The 17,450-nt window shown below is 43.6% G+C and carries 14 protein-coding genes; 13 read left to right on the top strand and 1 reads right to left on the bottom strand.

Features of this window, described 5'->3' with window-relative positions; genetic code table 11:
* Window positions 1–310 precede the first annotated feature (310 nt).
* From ACFQ0C_RS13945 to ACFQ0C_RS13960, 4 genes are all read left to right on the top strand, one after another.
* A complete protein-coding gene (locus ACFQ0C_RS13945) occupies window positions 311–994 on the top strand; it encodes a response regulator transcription factor (RefSeq protein WP_258212508.1) in 684 nt (227 codons plus the stop codon).
* Complete coding sequence (locus ACFQ0C_RS13950) at window positions 991–2,640, top strand: sensor histidine kinase (protein WP_379367719.1); 1,650 nt, start codon at window positions 991–993, stop codon at window positions 2,638–2,640. Before ACFQ0C_RS13945 ends, ACFQ0C_RS13950 begins: the two co-directional genes overlap by 4 nt.
* Window positions 2,641–3,209: 569 nt before the next feature.
* Window positions 3,210–4,175: a glycosyltransferase family 2 protein gene (locus tag ACFQ0C_RS13955; RefSeq protein WP_379367721.1), complete on the top strand. Its 966-nt coding sequence runs from the start codon at window positions 3,210–3,212 to the stop codon at window positions 4,173–4,175.
* Complete coding sequence (locus ACFQ0C_RS13960; protein WP_379367723.1) at window positions 4,175–4,639, top strand: GtrA family protein; 465 nt, start codon at window positions 4,175–4,177, stop codon at window positions 4,637–4,639. The genes ACFQ0C_RS13955 and ACFQ0C_RS13960 overlap by 1 nt, the downstream gene beginning before the upstream one ends.
* Here the strand turns inward: ACFQ0C_RS13960 and ACFQ0C_RS13965 are convergent.
* Window positions 4,587–5,675: a CotH kinase family protein gene (locus ACFQ0C_RS13965; protein WP_379367725.1), complete on the bottom strand. Its 1,089-nt coding sequence runs from the start codon at window positions 5,673–5,675 to the stop codon at window positions 4,587–4,589. The two genes, ACFQ0C_RS13960 and ACFQ0C_RS13965, sit on opposite strands and share 53 nt — an antisense overlap.
* Window positions 5,676–5,814: 139 nt before the next feature.
* Here ACFQ0C_RS13965 and ACFQ0C_RS13970 point away from each other — a divergent pair, with 139 nt between their 5' ends.
* The 9 genes from ACFQ0C_RS13970 to ACFQ0C_RS14010 all read left to right on the top strand — a co-directional run bounded on the left by ACFQ0C_RS13970 (window position 5,815) and on the right by ACFQ0C_RS14010 (window position 17,302).
* Window positions 5,815–6,705: a hypothetical protein gene (locus tag ACFQ0C_RS13970; protein WP_379367727.1), complete on the top strand. Its 891-nt coding sequence runs from the start codon at window positions 5,815–5,817 to the stop codon at window positions 6,703–6,705.
* A 273-nt stretch (window positions 6,706–6,978) separates the two neighbouring features.
* Window positions 6,979–7,521 carry a spore coat protein gene (locus ACFQ0C_RS13975; RefSeq protein ID WP_379367729.1) on the top strand — a complete coding sequence of 181 codons (543 nt, stop codon included), beginning with the start codon at window positions 6,979–6,981 and terminating at the stop codon, window positions 7,519–7,521.
* Window positions 7,522–7,742: 221 nt separating this feature from the next.
* Window positions 7,743–9,191, top strand: a complete 1,449-nt coding sequence (locus ACFQ0C_RS13980; RefSeq protein WP_379367731.1) for a hypothetical protein — start codon at window positions 7,743–7,745, stop codon at window positions 9,189–9,191.
* A 381-nt stretch (window positions 9,192–9,572) separates the two neighbouring features.
* Window positions 9,573–10,649, top strand: coding sequence for a mannonate dehydratase (gene uxuA, locus ACFQ0C_RS13985; RefSeq protein ID WP_379367733.1), 1,077 nt, complete (start codon window positions 9,573–9,575; stop codon window positions 10,647–10,649).
* On the top strand, window positions 10,646–11,494 hold the full coding sequence (locus tag ACFQ0C_RS13990) for an SDR family oxidoreductase (RefSeq protein ID WP_379367735.1): 849 nt from the start codon (window positions 10,646–10,648) through the stop codon (window positions 11,492–11,494). Before uxuA ends, ACFQ0C_RS13990 begins: the two co-directional genes overlap by 4 nt.
* A gap of 32 nt (window positions 11,495–11,526) precedes the next feature.
* On the top strand, window positions 11,527–12,276 hold the full coding sequence (locus ACFQ0C_RS13995) for an alpha/beta hydrolase (protein ID WP_379367737.1): 750 nt from the start codon (window positions 11,527–11,529) through the stop codon (window positions 12,274–12,276).
* 330 nt (window positions 12,277–12,606) lie between these two features.
* Complete coding sequence (locus ACFQ0C_RS14000) at window positions 12,607–13,962, top strand: extracellular solute-binding protein (protein ID WP_379367739.1); 1,356 nt, start codon at window positions 12,607–12,609, stop codon at window positions 13,960–13,962.
* A 21-nt stretch (window positions 13,963–13,983) separates the two neighbouring features.
* The gene (locus tag ACFQ0C_RS14005; RefSeq protein WP_379367742.1) at window positions 13,984–15,762 is read left to right on the top strand and encodes a sensor histidine kinase; all 1,779 of its coding nucleotides are present in this window, start codon (window positions 13,984–13,986) and stop codon (window positions 15,760–15,762) included.
* Window positions 15,740–17,302: a response regulator transcription factor gene (locus tag ACFQ0C_RS14010; protein WP_379367744.1), complete on the top strand. Its 1,563-nt coding sequence runs from the start codon at window positions 15,740–15,742 to the stop codon at window positions 17,300–17,302. Before ACFQ0C_RS14005 ends, ACFQ0C_RS14010 begins: the two co-directional genes overlap by 23 nt.
* Window positions 17,303–17,450: the final 148 nt, after the last annotated feature.

Genomic DNA, 17,450 nt, shown 5'->3' on the forward strand with positions numbered 1-17,450 from the left:
ATGGATTCAGGCATGAAGCTTATGATTGTAATGTATTCAGGTATAAACAATAGCGGAGCGCTGAGTTGAGCGGATATCGCTTTATAGACGATAAGGAAAAGGTTAGTTTTACAAAAAAAAGAATTGTGAAAGTGTAGATGAAGTACATATCGATGGAGGCTGATGGATGAACATTTCAAGCAGCGGTTATTTCAGGTCTCGCCATTCAGGAATGAGAATTTGATAATAATTCTTGTCGGTTTAAGTGTGTTTTTTCATATAAATCAGTATAATATAGATCACAAAGACTACTATAAGGCGGTAGATCCATATGCAACAATTAAAAGGAATAAAAATATTGCTCGTAGATGACGAGCCCAATATCGTTCAGTTCCTGGAGCTTGGCTTACAAAATGAAGGCTTTGAAGTACAGACAGCTAACGATGGTATGACCGCTATTAGCATGATGAAGCAATTTCAGCCTCATGTCGCTATTCTTGATGTGATGATGCCGGGAATGGATGGCTTCGAGGTGTGCCGGATGATCAAAAAAACAGAAAATGTAGCCGTAATAATGTTGACCGCCAAGGATGAGGTAGATGACCGAGTGAAGGGGTTAACGCTAGGTGCGGATGATTATATGATAAAGCCGTTCAGCTTTGAAGAGCTGCTTGCGAGAATTTATGCGAGAGTCCGCAACCAGTTTCCGAACCTGTTCGGGGAGGTTGTTATCGGAAAATTTAATATTGATGACCGGCGTAAAGAGATCAAGCTGGAAAATCGGGTGCTGGAGCTCTCACCGACCGAATATGAGCTGCTTAAATTTTTAGTCGTCAATCATGGCTTGGTTCTAAGTAAAACGGTTATTTTGGATAAAGTTTGGGGTTATGATTTTGGAGGGGAAGAAAATATTGTAGAGGTGTACATTCGTGCTTTAAGGGATAAATTAAATGACAAGAACCATCAAATCATACGAACCCTGCGAGGGCTAGGATACCGAGTTGATCTGGTATGAAGGAAGCTCTTAAAACCATTTTCTCTCCCAATTCACTCCGGTTTCAACTATTATCCCGTTCCTTATTGATTCTTGCCTGCTTGCTTGTCCTCATCGGTCTTGTTCAATATGCTTTTATGCGGGAGAACATTTATAGAAATAAAGCTACCAGTATTCAAAGCCAGATTCTGTCAATCCCACCAAATGCCTGGCAGCAGTTTGGCGCAAATTCCAACAATAATAATAATAATAGTAATGGTAGCGGTATTGGAAATAATAGCGGTGGCGAGAATCGTACTGAAAATCGTGCTGAAAATCGTCTTGATAATCGAAATGATAACCGTCCGCCAGATAATCGTAATGATAATAAAGTCGACAATAAAACTGATAACAAGCCCGAAAATAAAACGGACAATAAACCCGAAAATAATCGTCAAGATAACCGGCCTGGTAACAGGTCGCCTTTCTTTTTCATTCCTGAGGCCAATCTGGCCTACATCGATTCGAACGGCAATCATACCGTATTGACGAATGGACCTAGTGATACGGTTCCTCCTGAGCTTGCTACCCAAGAGTATTTGGATGTGCTGGCGCAGGGCAAACCTAAATTAAACTACAGAGTCATTAATTCGGGTGGTCACGAACAACTGATGGTTCTGCAAGCGGTTGGCTCGGCATCAAGACAAACACTGGGGCTTGTTCAGGTTAGCACGATGACAGGTCCCCTGAGGGAGCTGCTCATTCGGCAGCTGCTTACCTTCTTGTTTCTTGCTGTCGTTGCTATGCTGTTTGGATTGTTAGGCTTTCTGCCGGTGCTTAGAAAAACATTAGTCCCCTTATTCAACATGGTCAAAACCGTGGAGAAGATTAATGCAGGGAATTTGGAGACACGCTTCCCAACTCGGCAGGGCCAGATGGAAATAGACCGGTTATCCGAATCGTTTAACGGAATGTTAATGCGCTTGGAAGCTTCCTTTGAAGCGGAGAAAGAGACTAAAGAGCAGATGCGCCGATTTATAGCCGATGCTTCTCATGAGCTTCGTACACCATTAACGTCTATCAATGGATTTCTGGAAGTATTGCTCCGCGGCGCGGCCAGCCAGCCGGACCAGCTGCATAAAGCATTAACAAGCATGCACAGTGAGTCGGAGCGTCTCAATAAGCTAGTCCATGATTTGCTGGTGCTGGCTAAGCTGGATAAATCTCCTCACATCCAGCTGTCTGATGGTATGTTGGATTCAGTTGTCCGGGATATGGAAGCACAGCTTCGCATATTGGCGGGCAACAGACAGCTAAGCTTCAAGATTTCACCCAACATGAAGTGCAAATTTGACTCGGATAAAATGAAGCAAGTGATACTGAATTTATTCCAAAATGCGGTACAGCATACGGATAATGATAAGGGGCATATTGAAGTTTCGTTATCATGGCAGGACCATGGAATTTTATTATCAGTTAAAGATAATGGTCATGGGATTTCCGAGGAGCATTTGCCGCATGTGTTTGACAGATTCTACAGAAGCGATTCCTCAAGGACGCGAAAATATGGAGGGGCAGGCTTAGGCTTAGCTATTACCCAGTCCATTGTGGACATTCATGGAGGTACCATTCGTGTCGAAAGCCGAGAGGGGGAAGGCTGTACATTTTTGGTATGGATTCCCGAGTAAGCTGCAAGGCTGTTAATCCAATCAAGCCAGCTCCGATAGAACGCATCTCCAGAGGGCAAGCCTAACCTAAGCCTAAGGTAAGCCTTGGTGAGTGAATCTCAAATAAATGTGAAGAAACCTTCGAACCCGCTTTAAATATCGGGTTCGAAGGTTTTTTTCTGCCAATGGTTCGGATAAGGTCAAGACTGAAGCTTTCTAAATAGGAGGTTAACTGGAATTTCTGGAGCTAATTCCGGCATTACACGACTGGTTAGGTGACTAACTGGAATTGCTCCTTCTAATCAAGCGCTCAGTGAGAAAAAGTATCTTATAACATGGAATTAACGGGATGTTTTCCTGTTATATCCTCAGTTTTGACCCTCTTGGCTAATATTAACTGGAGGATTTCCAGGTATTCTTACGGGGACTTATAGCTGCCGCTGTGTACTATTGGCACTCATCTTTTGTGATTCATTGTGTACTTATTCATTTTCAGCCCGCATTCAGCAACTATTCAATTAATGCTCAGTTAGCGTTAAGGGACGATTCAGATTGAGGGACTATGATGAAGGTACAGGAGGAGAGGCCGTATGAGTACTCAATATTCCATCATCGTTCCGGTCTTTAATGAAGAGGGAGTCATTTATACAACTTATCGATGTTTGAAACAGGTTATGGAGCAGATAGGCGAGGCCTATGAGCTGCTGTTTGTTAATGATGGAAGCCGTGACAACACTGCTTTTCTGCTCAACAGCTACAGTGAATGGGACGAAACCGTCAAGCTAATTAATTTCTCTCGTCATTATGGTCATCAGATTGCGATTACAGCCGGCATGGACTATGCGGTTGGAGAAGCCGTGGTGATTATTGACTCTAATATGCAAAGCTCATCAATAGAGCTAATTCCAGATATGATCGCAAAGTGGAAAGAAGGCTTTGACGTTGTATATATGAAACGAGCTGCACAAAAAGAAGCTACGTTGCTTAAGAAGCAAATAGCTGGGTTGTTCTCCCGTATTCTGCGGACATCAACGGATAGCATCATAGCATTGGATTCAAGTGAATTCCGTTTATTGGACCGCAAGGTTTATGAGGAATTGAGACAATTTTCAGGTAAAAACCACTTGCTTGATGGTATGGTCAGCTGGGTGGGCTACAGTCAAACGATCATAGTAGATGAACAAGGGGAACAGGAGGCGGAAAAGCCGCAGCTCCCTTTTAAAAAGCTGCTGAAGCTTTGTCTGAATGTTATTACAGCCTACTCCTTCAAGCCGTTGAAGATTGTAGGCTATTTGGGAGGAGTTCTCTCAAGCGTTGGCCTCCTTTATCTCGGGGCGTTTGTGTATTTCAAACTCTTTACAGATACGGCACTTCCGATGTGGCATTCGCTTGCTGCTTTTCAGCTGTTTTCAACCGGTTTTATTTTGATGATCATGGGTATTCTCGGGGTGTATATCGGTCGTATTTATGCTGCGGCTAAAAGTCGTCCCCTATACATGGTGCGTGATTCCAGCCGTGTTGCGATAAAGGAAACCAGAATGAAGGGTGTGAGCTAATGCGTAAAACTCATACCAAAATCCTTCTTTTGAAATCCGGTTTGGTAGGAGGAGCGAATGCATGCATTGACTTTGCTCTGTTTGCCCTCCTTACTTATGCTGGAATTCCGTATTTGGCTTCCCAATATATGTCCTCCATATTCAGTGGAATCAACAGCTTCCATCTTAATCGAAGATGGACCTTCCAAAGTACTGGAAACACAAATGGAGGCGAAATTGTTAAATTTCTGGTGCTTAATATTTTGAGCTTGCTGCTCACTTCGGGACTGCTAATTCTTTTTCACCAATATATGGGTTGGCCTGTCGTTGTGAGTAAATGCTTTTCGATGGGATTTGGATGGTTATTGAATTTCTGGGGTAATCGCCTATGGGTATTTGAACAATCTCATCAATCGTATGCCAGGTATCTGTTCAACTCAGATCAACCAAATGATTCTTCAGATAAGCTCGACGGTTATTTATGAATTGAATAATATATTCGGTTTCCATGTCAAAACTTGAAATATCCTTACTTTTAAATGGATCCAAAAGAATGTAGGGACGAATCATGCTTTGTAAGGAGAATATATGTGGTTCTAAGTAACTAGCATTAAATTTGGTTTCCAAGATGTTTTCAAGAAGAGATTTGTACTTTTGACGAAACTCAGGCACATCAATTAGTCGAGAGATTAAGGTGTTATATCCTTGGATAGGAACATAATCGTACTCCATGACTTTACCATGTATATCTCTTCCCCAGGTTGCATCGTAATCCCAAGGAATAATCTCAAATAGCCCAGACTCTCCGCTTCGGTAAAGGGCATAGTTTTGGATGAAACCATCATAATTTTGCGTGCAGACAATTCCAACCAGCCATAGTAAAAATTTATTCACATCTATCAAGTTGGAGATTTCATTTTTAAATTCAGACTGAGGGACCGTATTTATTTTATAAATAAGTTCCCGTATATATCGATAATCCTCTTTGAGTCCGACTTTTAGGCTATAGCCTGCTTCAAGGGATTGTTTGATTTTATTTTCAGGTGTTATTAAAGAAAAGTTAGCATCATCATTGCTTGCATAAAAAATGTGTCCGGGTTGTAAGCCTCTTTTTTTTAGAAATAGGTCATCTACTGATTCTAATTGTAAATAGACTCCTACAGTAGAACCGTTCAGCTTTAATAGAATGTGTTCCGCGGCAGGTGCTAGATTTCCAATATCTTTAAAAAAATCAAAGGAAAGTTTACTGCGTATCATCGAGGGGTCTAAATACTCGGCATTTAAATGATATTCTCTAGCACCTAGAAATAATTTTGGTGAGTGAATAGTGAGTCGTAATGATTTTTTCTTTAGTTTTCGAATGTGGTATCCACGGTAAGCAACACCAATGTCATATTGCTTTTGGTTAGCTTTTAGTTTTGCAGGGACGGGGTCTTCGCTCCACATATGATCTCGAAGGGTTTTATATTCATTTTTTTTTATGAAAATTTGATAAATAGGAACTTCTTTGGGCAAATCCACTATATCACCTGCCTTTATTTTTAAATTAGAATATGCGGAGTTTCAATATTTCGTGACTTTGCCTAGATCAACAATAGTACACTCGCATAAAATATTTTACTCCCGTCTTATAGGGAAAACGATAAGTGAGGTGGTTTTGTTGGTAGCCCTAACAGAGCACGAAATACAAGAATTGGTTCATGAAACTATAGGCACTGAGCTTGAGAAGTTTTTAAAACAAAATCCAAAGGAACCTGAATTACGCAAAAACTCTAAGGGATCCAAAGACTCTGAAAGTTCGAAGGGTTCGAAAGGTTCTGGAGGTTCGAAAGGTTCTAAGGGCTCTGGAGGCTCGAAGGGTTCGAAAGGCTCTGAGGGCTCGAAGGGTTCGAAAGGCTCTGAAGGCTCGAAAGGCCAAAAAGGACCGAAAGGTCCGAAAGGTCCGTTAGGAGGTCCGCTAGGAGGTCCGAAAGGTCCGAAGGGATCGAAAGGCTCGAAGGGCTCTGGAGGCTCGAAAAGCTCTGGAGGCTCGAAAGGCTCGAAAGGCTCGAAAGGCTCTGGGGGCTCGAAAGGCTCGAAAGGCTCTAAAGGCTCAAAGGATGAGAAAGGCTCGAAAGGCTCGAAGGATGCGAAAAGCTCGAAGGGCTCGAAGGATGCGAAAAGCTCGAAGGGCTCGAAGGATGCGAAAAGCTCGAAGGGCTCGAAGGATGCGAAAAGCTCGAAGGGCTCGAAGGATGCGAAAAGCTCGAAGGGCTCGAAGGATGCGAAAAGCTCGAAGGGCTCGAAGGATGCGAAAAGCTCGAAAGGCTCGAAGGATGCGAAAAGCTCGAAAGGCTCGAAGGATGCGAAAAGCTCGAAAGGCTCGAAGGATGCGAAAGGCTCGAAGGGCTCGAAGGATGCGAAAAGCTCGAAAGGCTCGAAGGATGCGAAAGGCTCGAAAGGCTCGAAAGGCTCGAAAGGCTCGAAAGATGCGAAGGGCTCGAAGGGGTCCAAAGACTCTGAAGGAACAAAAGGGTCTAAAGACAAGGAGGGTCCGAAGGGGAAGAGGTAGTGAAATTAGTGGATTGAAATCAGGGCTTTTCCCAATCATTATGACTGAGGGAAAGCTCTTTATTTTTAGAGTAAAGAAAGTGCGACTTCCCTAAATTGGATTGTTCATCCCAATAAATGTAAAAATATAGAAATTATGCCCTGATCATCACTTGATTATAGGGGTATTGGCGGAAAAATAAAGATACTGGGTACATGTACCATTCACTAAGGCACAGAATTTAATATATATGAGGTGTAACCCATTAATCAAAGAGATGAGGGATTGAGTTCTATGGATAAAGAAAGTCTTAGTTTAATGATAGGTAGAACTGTACGTATCAACAGGGGAGGACCTGAGTCCAAAAAGGGTAAACTGTACTCCGCCAAGGATGACCACATCGTAGTAGACATTGAAAATGAAGGAATGCTCTACTGCAAGATGGATCATATTAAAAGCCTAACCTTAGATGCTCGTGACGTTTCAGACCTTACAGAAGTGCCACCTGCCCCTGTTGAAGAACAAGTTGTGCTGCCTAAGTATATCGATGCGGAAGATTTTTATTCGGTCATGGAAAACATGAAATATCGTTGGGTTCAGATCAACCGCGGGGGTCCCGAGAAAACCGAAGGCGTGTTGGTCGAAACTACTGCTGATCAAATAAGAATGGTAGTAGGCAATGAAGTTGTTCATATTTTACCGTTTCATATCCGGAATATCAGCTATGGTTTGAAGAAAAATGATCAAGATAATAACAAAGATAAACAGGATGGAAACAAAGATTCAAAAGACGGGAACAAGGATGCAAAAGACGGTAACAAAGATGCAAAAAAATAAAAGATTCAGTAACATGCGGGATCTGCAGGGAACTATAAAAAGAATTGAATTACAAAGTATTAAATAGTCGCCTTATCGCGGCTATTTTTTAATCCAAATGTTGTAACAAATTTGCAGAGATATTTATCTTGCCAAGGGCAGTTTCACTATGCATCTGTAAGGCTTGGTGCATATATATGGGATAAACTATCCATTCCATGATGTTAGAAGGGGGATGTTATATGCAGCCTGTAAATTCAGATGGCCTCAAGCGGCTGGTTGAAAAAGTTGTGTGTATTAATAGGAATGGGCCCGAATCTAAAAAAGGATGGCTCGCTACTGTTAAAGATGATCATCTGGTGTTACAAACTGAAGAGCAGTGTTTATATTATCAAACGAATCACGTAAAGAGCATAACTTTTGATAGTATTGAACCTTTAGGAGCAGTAGCTCCTTTCAATAAAAAGTTGGTTTATTTGGATGCTGTAAACTTTAAAGGTATTCTGGAGAAAATGATCTTTAGGAGGGTTCAAATTAACCAAGGTGGTCCTGAATGCATAAACGGGATATTAAGCCGTTTGTTTGATGACCATGTTGATCTTGTTCAAGGGCACGAGGTAATTAAAATCGCGACACCACATATTAAGAATGTAAGTTATACCCTCAGTAATCAAGGTGCAAATTCGAATTCAAATGCAAATTCAAATTCGAATAAGGACTCACAAACGAAAGTGGTTGTAGATGACAAAACTAATGACCTATCCCAGCAGACAGAATTGAAAGAACAGACAATAGTGGAAGAGACAAAACCGGCAGAAGTGGAGCAAAAAACACAGATCCGTAGGAGGAAGCGCTCGGAAAAGAGAAAAATGCGACTCGTTCAAGAGTCTAAACCAATTACTGTGGAAATACCGCCCGACCAAGAGTCGAAACCCATGATTATGGAAATACCGCCTGTTCAAGAGTTGAAACCAATGATTATGGAGATACCGCCCGTTCAAGAGTTGAAACCGATGATTATGGAGATACCGGCCGTCCAAGAGTCGAAATCCATGATTGTGGAAATACCTTCTATCCAAGAGTCGAAACTCATTGATCCTGTGAATATAGATCCGTCTCAAGCTCCTGATTCCATTAAGGCAGATGAATTTACGGATACCCAACCTGTAATTGCAAACGATCAAAGTCAGGTTACCACAGAGCAAATAGTCGTAACCCCTAGCCAGGAAAGTTCGTTCATTCATAACCCGGTCTCCAATAATTCTGATTTATTATTTCATCTTCCTGTTGTTGAGCAAACTGCTAAGAAGGCTGGAAGAATACGTTCTCGTATATCAAAGCTTATTAAACGGAAGCGTAAAGCTATCCAACCAACAGTACCTCAAAGAAAAAGACAAGTGATCGAGCCTAAATTGCCAAGAATTTTAAAGACCACGAAGAAAATCAAAAAGATTAAAGTTGCAAGGAGAATTAAGGTTGCAAGAAGAATTAATGCTGCAAGAAGAATTAAGGTTACAAAAAGAACTAAGGTTACAAAAAGAACTAAGGTTACAAAAATAGTTAAGGTTACAAAAGGAATTAATGTTACAAAAAGATGGTTACTTTTGAGCAATAAGCGGCAGCCTTTGAAGGCTGTAGTACTTGGTTCAGTATGGCTTGCTCCAAGTATAAAAAAACATTTCCCTCGGTAATAACATTATGAAAGTAGGGGGATTAATTCAAAGACAGCAACCCCCTATCAGTGATCATGATAGTGAATCCATAATTTAATATATGTATTAGGAAAAGGAAAGTACTGGTTATCAATCTATTCTTTTAAAAGTCCACTTCTAACTATCCAAGCAATACAAGTACTTGAAAGATTCAATTTATATGATTCGCATCTTTCCAAAGGCTGCTTAGCATAGACCAAAAAGTGAAGCCCCCATTCCGCTCAGCAGTGGTTTTGGGGGCATTTGGGTGTTAGAGAAAATGATTCATCTTGACATGTATACAAGGATACAAGTATATTTCAAGTAGCAGTGAATGAACTATTTAATTCTAAAATTTATCATTTTGGGGAGAATGAGCGGATGAAAATGGTGTTTAGATGGTATGGTGAGGGTAACGATACGGTAACTTTACCGCAAATCAAACAAATACCTGGGGTGGAGGGTATAGTTTGGGCTCTACATGATTTGCCTGCAGGGGAAGTGTGGCCGTTGGATCGAATTATCGAAGTCAAAGAGCTTGCAGACAAACACGGCTTCCATGTTGAGGTTGTTGAAAGTGTTAATATTCATGAGGACATTAAGCTCGGTTTACCGACAAGGGATGTCTATATTGCGAATTATAAAAAGACGATTGAACATTTAGGCAAGATTGGCGTTAAGGTCATTTGTTATAATTTCATGCCTGTTTTCGATTGGATTCGGACTGATCTGTTTAAGGAATTGGAAGACGGCTCTACAGCTCTTTTCTATGAAAAGTCGAAGGTTGACAGTATGGATCCAATGGAGCTTGTTGGCAAAATTGCCGCTAATCCGGACTTTACAATGCCTGGCTGGGAGCCTGCGAGATTGAAGCATCTTTCCCGTTTTTTTGAAGCCTATAAGCATGTGTCGGAAGAAGATTTATGGAATAACCTGCAGTATTTTTTGGAGCAAATAATACCTGTAGCCGAAATCAACGATATCAAAATGGCGATACATCCGGATGACCCGCCATGGTCCATTTTTGGCCTGCCGAGAATTATGACGAACCAGGCCAATATTCGCAGGCTCTTGAAGCTAGTGGATAACCCTTATAACGGCGTAACCTTGTGCAGCGGGTCGCTAGGCGTCAATCCAGACAATGACATCATAGCGATGGTAAGGGAGTTCGCGGACCGGATTCCATTTGCCCATATTCGAAACGTAAGGCTTTATGAGAATGGCGATTTTATCGAGACCTCCCATAGAGCCTCTGACGGCACGGTAGATATTTGCGGTATAGTGAAGGCTTATCATGAGAATGGTTTTACAGGTTACGCTAGACCGGATCACGGCAGACATCTGTGGAATGAGCAATGCAGACCAGGCTACGGGCTTTATGATCGGGCGCTCGGGATTATGTATTTGTGGGGCGTTTGGGATTCACTAGAAAGAAGTAAACAGGAGGTAACCTCATGATAACCCTTAATGAGAATTTAAAAGGAAAAGTAGCCGTAATTACCGGTGGAAGCGGAGTTCTTTGTTCAGCGATGGCCAAGGAGCTTGGCAGACATGGGGTAAAGGTTGCTATTTTAAATAGAACTGTTGAAAAAGGCGAACAAGTAGCTAATGAGATTAGAGAAGCTGGCGGGGAGGCCATTGCCGTTGCCTGCGACGTGCTGAATGTGGAGAGTGTTAAGGCAGCGGAAAAAATGGTTGCGGAAAAGCTCGGTATTTGTGATATCTTAGTAAATGGGGCTGGCGGCAATCATCCGAAAGGCAGTACAACGAATGAAACTCTGAAGTTGGATGATTTAGCCAATAAAGAGATTACTACGTTTTATGACCTGAGTGCTGAAGGTATTGGCTATGTTTTTAATTTGAATTTTTTAGGTACGCTCATCCCCACACAGGTTTTCTCCAAAGCAATGATTAACCGGCAGGGCGCAGTAGTTATTAATATGTCCTCGATGAGCGCACCAAGTCCGATGACCAAGGTGCCAGCGTACAGCGCAGCCAAAGCGGCAATTGATAATTTCACACAATGGCTGGCTGTTCATATGGCGGATGCTGGAATCAGAGTGAATGCGATTGCTCCGGGTTTTTTCTTAACGGAACAAAATCGTAGGCTGCTGACCCATGAAGACGGGTCTTTAACCGAGCGGTCTCACAAAATTATTACTCATACCCCAATGCGAAGATTCGGCAAGCCGGATGATTTGCTCGGTACGTTAATATGGCTGGCTGACGATACGATGTCCGGCTTCGTAACCGGCATTACGGTTCCGGTTGACGGTGGTTTTATGGCCTACTCGGGTGTGTAGCTTAAAGAACGGATTAGGAGTGAAGGGATCACATGCTGTTTGATGAGAAATTGGATGAAGCCTATGCAGAAGGTAATGAGAAATGGAAGATCGACTTTTATGTTCCTGAGGCACCTAGAGAAGAAGTAGCCTTGCTGTTTATTCATGGTGGAGGATGGGCAAAAGGCAGTAAAGAACAGTGGAGCGATGTTGCCAAGCATTTCGCTCAATTGGGTTATATGTCTGCTTCCGCGGGCTACCGATTAACGGATATGGCGGTGTATCCAGCCCAATTGGAAGATGTACATAACGCCATGCAATATATGAAAAAGCAGTCCTCCAGATTCGGCTTCGATCCGGAACGGATTGTCGTTATCGGCTCATCGGCGGGCGGCTACTTAGCTGCAATGTTAGCATTGGATGCTGCGTACAAGGAGTCATATCCGCAGGCCGTCATTCTTTATTGCCCTGTGACAACCTTGGAAATGAACGGGGATTTCATTCCTCAATTTATGGGTTGTCCATGGGAAGGCAATGAAGAGCTGTATCGTGAAGCCTCCCCGTATAACCGAATTACGGGAACAGAGCTGCCATTCCTGATTATTCAGGGGGATGCGGATGTGACGACGCCGTATGAACAAGTGGCATCTTTTCATGAAGCTCTGCTTGAGAGTGGAGTACATTCGGAGTTAGAGGTTCTGGAAGGAGTAGGCCATGGCTTCGGATATGGCGTTGCTACTCCTGCGCAGCAAAAGTCAATCCAAACAATAGAAGCTTTCTTGAAAGCTCATTTTTCTGCTTGAGTATTGTTCTGTTAGATTGAAAGGGTAGGAGGGAGTTGCAATAATAGCTTTTGGACAATTGCTGCTAGAAAAGCAAAACCCTCCTGTTCATTATTAGCTTAAAGCTCCAGCTTGCCAACTGCAGTATGCAGCCGTCTATTATCCTCGCATTTCCATGAATTAACATTTTCCGCTGTCATTGCTGCGCGGCCGTTTTCACGAAAAGATCCAGGATTCGATTCTTCCTCTCCTATGATGTCACGATTTCCTCATTCCTCTTACAGCAGGAAGTAGGTTTAACAACTAATTGGTTCATCTTCAGTAATAAAAAAATAGCAGGGAGGAAGTTTGATGGTCAAACATTCTTGGCTGAGCTGGAGCAGCGGCATGTTCATCCTGCTTCTCATATGCACCATAGGTGCAGGTTGTACGCTCGTATCTACACCGGAGATCCAAACGGATACAACGAAAGGCGGAGCGGACGGTAAAAATAAGATCGTGCTTACCGTTTGGCATGATTGGATGGGACAAGACTCGACCTCCGAAACGATGCGCAAGCTGCTGGAGCGATTCCAGAAGGACAATCCGCATGTAGAGCTGCGCGCTCAGCCCATCATTAGGGATGTTTACAGATCACGCCTAAAGACGATGGCATCCGCCGGAGAGCTCCCGGATGTGTTCCTCATTTGGCCTGATTCCATGACACGCGAATTTGTCAGAGGAGGATTAATCCAGCCCATTGATGATTTGTTAAAAGCCAAGCCCGATTGGACAGCCGGATTTATGCCGCAATCCTTCGATTCGTTTACTGTCGATGGCAGTAAATATTCGGTTCCCATGTCGATGGCGCCATCTTCCTTCATCTTCTACAATCAAGCAATCTTCGATCAATACGGCGTTAAAGTACCCGAAACATGGGAGGAGCTGCTGAGCGCTATCCGCATATTCAACCGTCAAGGGATTATCCCGATTGCACTGGGCAACAAATCATCTTGGGTTGCGCAGTCTGCTATTTTCAGTACGCTGGCTAACAGAGTGACCGGGACTGGATGGTTTATGGATGTTCTGGGGCAGAACGGTGCAAGATTTACAGATCCGATATTTGTGAATGCGCTTTCTCGAATGCAGGAGCTTGCCAAGGCACAGGCATTTCAAAGCAACTTCAACTATATCGATCATATTCAGATGGAGCAGCTGTATTATCAGAAGCAAGCTGCCATGTTTATTGAAGGCGGATCTGCTGTCAGCAATCTGATTGCCGGAGCGCCTAAGGACGTCCTTGAGACTACGCACATTACGTTGTTTCCTACTGTAGCCGGAGGAAAAGGCTTGCCTCTTTCAACTTCTGGTGTTGTGGGAAATGGGTTTGCTGTCAACAGGCAGCTGCAAGGAGAGCAGAGGGAAGCGGCATTCAAGCTTATTTACACATTGTCCGACCGTGAAGCGCAAAGAAGCATATTAAACAGCAACACCTTGGTAAGCTATCAGCTTGAAGTGGACCGGAAAAAAGCTCATCCATTATTTGTGGAGCTTCATCAGCTGACCAATAAGGTGACGCTGCTGCCTGCTTATGAAACCCAATTAACAACAGCGGCAGTCGAAGCTTTGAGCAACGGAATTCAAGAGCTGCTGAAGGGCGGATCTCCTGACGAATTGGCCAAGAAGCTGCAGGACACACAAGCTAATGTACTCGGAAAATTTCGATGAACGGATGAAAGGGAGGATCCAATGAGGCGTTTTTTCAGCACTTCCCTGCAAGGCAAGCTGTCTGTGATGATGCTTATATCGACGGTTATTCCTCTATTTTTTCTGGGGGCGTTCTCTTATACAACTTCTGCACGGGTGAATGAGGAGAAAACGAAGCAAACCGGGATTGATTCCTTGCGAAGAATTCAGGCGACGCTTCAATTTATAGCGCAAGATGTGGAAGGCATGTCCATATTTCTGACAGGGGATAAAGATGTGCAGCAGTATATGAGCGGTTTTGACTTCGATTCTCCTGAGCGATCGCGAATATTAGCTATGACGAGCAACCTGATTCAATCCAAAGAGTATATATCCAATATTACGATCTACTCCAAAAACAAAACGATGCCACTGCATACACAAAGCATTTACTTTTCCAATTTATCGAAGGTGATCGAGGATTGGGATTTAAGCGGAAAAAGATGGACTTCTTTGTATGAAAATCAGACTATTCATGGATCCGAGCATGTATTTTCTTTTCTGCGTGCCGTCAAGAGCGGAGAGAATTATGATCAGCTTGGCTTTATCTCGATCAGCCTTAATGAAGCGGTGCTGTCACGCTATTTGGGAAGCCCTAATTTTGGCGTCGGGCAGGGTGATATCATGCTTTTAAATCGTCAAGATGCTGTTATTTCAGGCAATAAAAAGGAATGGCTCACGCAGCAGTGGGAATCCTTGTTTCCGGACTCACTCTTATCAGGAATGACCCAGCCGGACGGTTTTTTCAATTATGGGCAAGGTCATGAGAAGAAAACGGTGCTGTATAACCGGATACCTGGCTTGGATTGGACGCTCATAGGCTTGGTGCCTTACGAGCTGTACAGTAAAGAAAACCAATATATATGGCTGCTTACCGGTACTTCGGTCAGTTTGGCAGCTGTGTTGACGTCAGGCTTAATTTTATTTGTTGTACGCCATGTTACCAAACCGTTGAAGGTACTGCGGCGTCACTTGGTCCGCTTTGATCCGAACGAGCCTATGCCGTTATACCAATTCGAATCTCCGGATGAGGTTGGCCAGCTGGTTGGCAGCTATAACAAGCTGGGAGAGCATATCAAGAGGCTTAAGGAGCAGCTGATTATGCTGGAAACGCGGAAAAAAGAAGCGGATATCCGTGCTCTGCAAGCGCAAATTAACCCTCATTTTTTATATAATACACTTTCATCGATCCATTGGATTGCGCTGATGAGTAAAGAACAGCGGATCGCCGATATGGTGGGAGCGCTTAGTGATTTTCTGCGGTTCAGCCTGAATAAAGGAAAGGATTACTGCACAGTGGAGCAGGAAATCAATCATGTGAAAAACTATGCCTTGATTCAATCCATCCGGTACCCCCAAAGATTCGATATTCAGTTCCACATTGATCCCAAAGTAGCAGCTGTTCCCATGCTGAAATTGCTGCTGCAGCCATTAGTTGAAAATGCGATGATTCATGGTCTGAAGAAAAGTAAACGGGGAGGCACGATTTATATTAGTACCGTGCAAGAGCCGAGGGGCATGAGGTTTATGGTCCATGATGATGGGGTTGGCATGGCGGAGGAGAAGCTCTCCAAGCTGTCGGTGGAGCTGCTGCAGCCGCTGAGCGGCAGCACGGCGGATCAATCGGGAAGCTATGGATTGCGCAATGTGAATGAGCGGCTGCTGCTTCACTACGGCCGTTCCTCCCAATTGCAGCTGGAAAGCCAGGAGAGTCAAGGTACACGGGTTTCATTTATCATTCCGATAAAGGAGCATGAAGATGAAGATTATGATCGTGGATGATGAAGTGATTATTAGAGAAGGTCTGTCTACGGTAATTGATTGGAAGCAGCTGGGCTTTCAATTTCTTGAGCCTGCTGAATCTGCAGAGGAGGCGCTGGAACGGATTCCGTTAGAGAAGCCGGATTTGTTGTTGACGGACATTCGGATGGAAGAAATGGATGGACTCACTTTAGCAAAAGAGGCTAAAGCGATGTTCCCCGATCTGGAGATTATCATGCTGTCGGGCTATGACGATTTTAGCTATATGCAGCAAGCGATTCGCAACGATGTAAGTGATTATTTGCTCAAGACGAGCCGTCCCGGCGACATTATACAAGCGGTGCTTCGAGCAGCCCAGCGTATCCGTTCCAAGTGGAACTCCAACAGCAAGGTGTATCATAAGGAAAAAGAAATGAGGAAGCATTGGTTTGAGAAAATATTGGCCGGAGACGGTGGAGTGGATAAGCAAGTGCTGGGCGAATATTTCCCATTGTTCAAGGACTCAGACAATGTGGGTAAGCGAAGCTGTTATCAAGCGGTATTGATAAAGGCGGAGGGCTGGGGAAATGCCGATGGCAGCGGACTTCTGCTGCAATTCGCTGTAGAGAATATGCTGCGTGAGATCGTTTCCTGTGAGACGTTGGCAGGTAAGCGGTATCTGGTGGCAGTCATGAAATATGACGAGGGTTTAAGGGAAAAGGAGTGTTACTGTGAGCTGTTTCCGGAAATCGAGAGGCTATTGAAATGCACGCTGTATTGCGCTTCCGGACCGTCAGTGGGAACGATTGAAGAGCTTAGCCTCTCTTACAATAAAGCTTTACAGACTGCAAAGTACTGGGAAATATTTATGCAAGAACGAATATTGAGCTACGAACGTATCGGAGAGCGGAAGGGCTGGAGAACGGTTAGCTCGCGTCAGGAGGAAGCTGAATTATCGCAGCTGCTATTAGCTAACGACTCTATCAGGCTTAACCAATGGATCGGTACTCGTGTTTCCGAGCATTTTGAGCATCCCGAGGTCACGTATGAATCGTACTCCTCCTATATCCAATCTCTTGCCTTGTCAGGGTTTCGTTGGCTGGAGAGAATGGCCGCAGAGCTGGAAGCGTTAAAGGAAGGTATCGCTGATTATTCCTCATTCGGCGAGAAGGGCGATGTGGCTCTGCGCGACAAGCTGCAGCAATATTTGGAAACCATTATGAACGCTTATCATTTAAATGTCTCCAAAGGCCCAGCGGTTTATGTTCAGCAGGCTATCGCTTATATACAGCAAAACATCGGAAACCAGAAGCTGAGTCTTCATGAAGCGGCACGCTACGTTCACCTCCATCCCGGACATTTCAGTGAGGTGTTTAAACGTGTGACTGGAACTACCTTTGGAGACTATCTGATACAAGAGAAATTGGAGCTCGCCAAAGAGATGCTTATAGATCCGTCCGTCAAAATCAGCGAAATCGCCCGCTCGGTGGGGTATGAGGATGTCAAATATTTTAGCCAGCAATTTAAAAGATATTACTCGCAAACCCCTTCGGAATATCGAGATGAGCTGTTTGGCAAATAGATCCAGCCAAGGCTGTGGCATATCATAAGTTCAATTTCCCGAACATTCTCTAACCTGAATCTGAGGATACTCTCCTTTATCAAAAGCCGCGATCTTCTTACAATAAGTACTACGAGGACAATTTGGCAAAGTCAAAATGAAATCGTTT

Origin of the sequence: Paenibacillus sp. GCM10027630 (genome assembly GCF_042676305.1) — a bacterium.
Taxonomy (GTDB): Bacteria; Bacillota; Bacilli; order Paenibacillales; family NBRC-103111; genus Paenibacillus_S.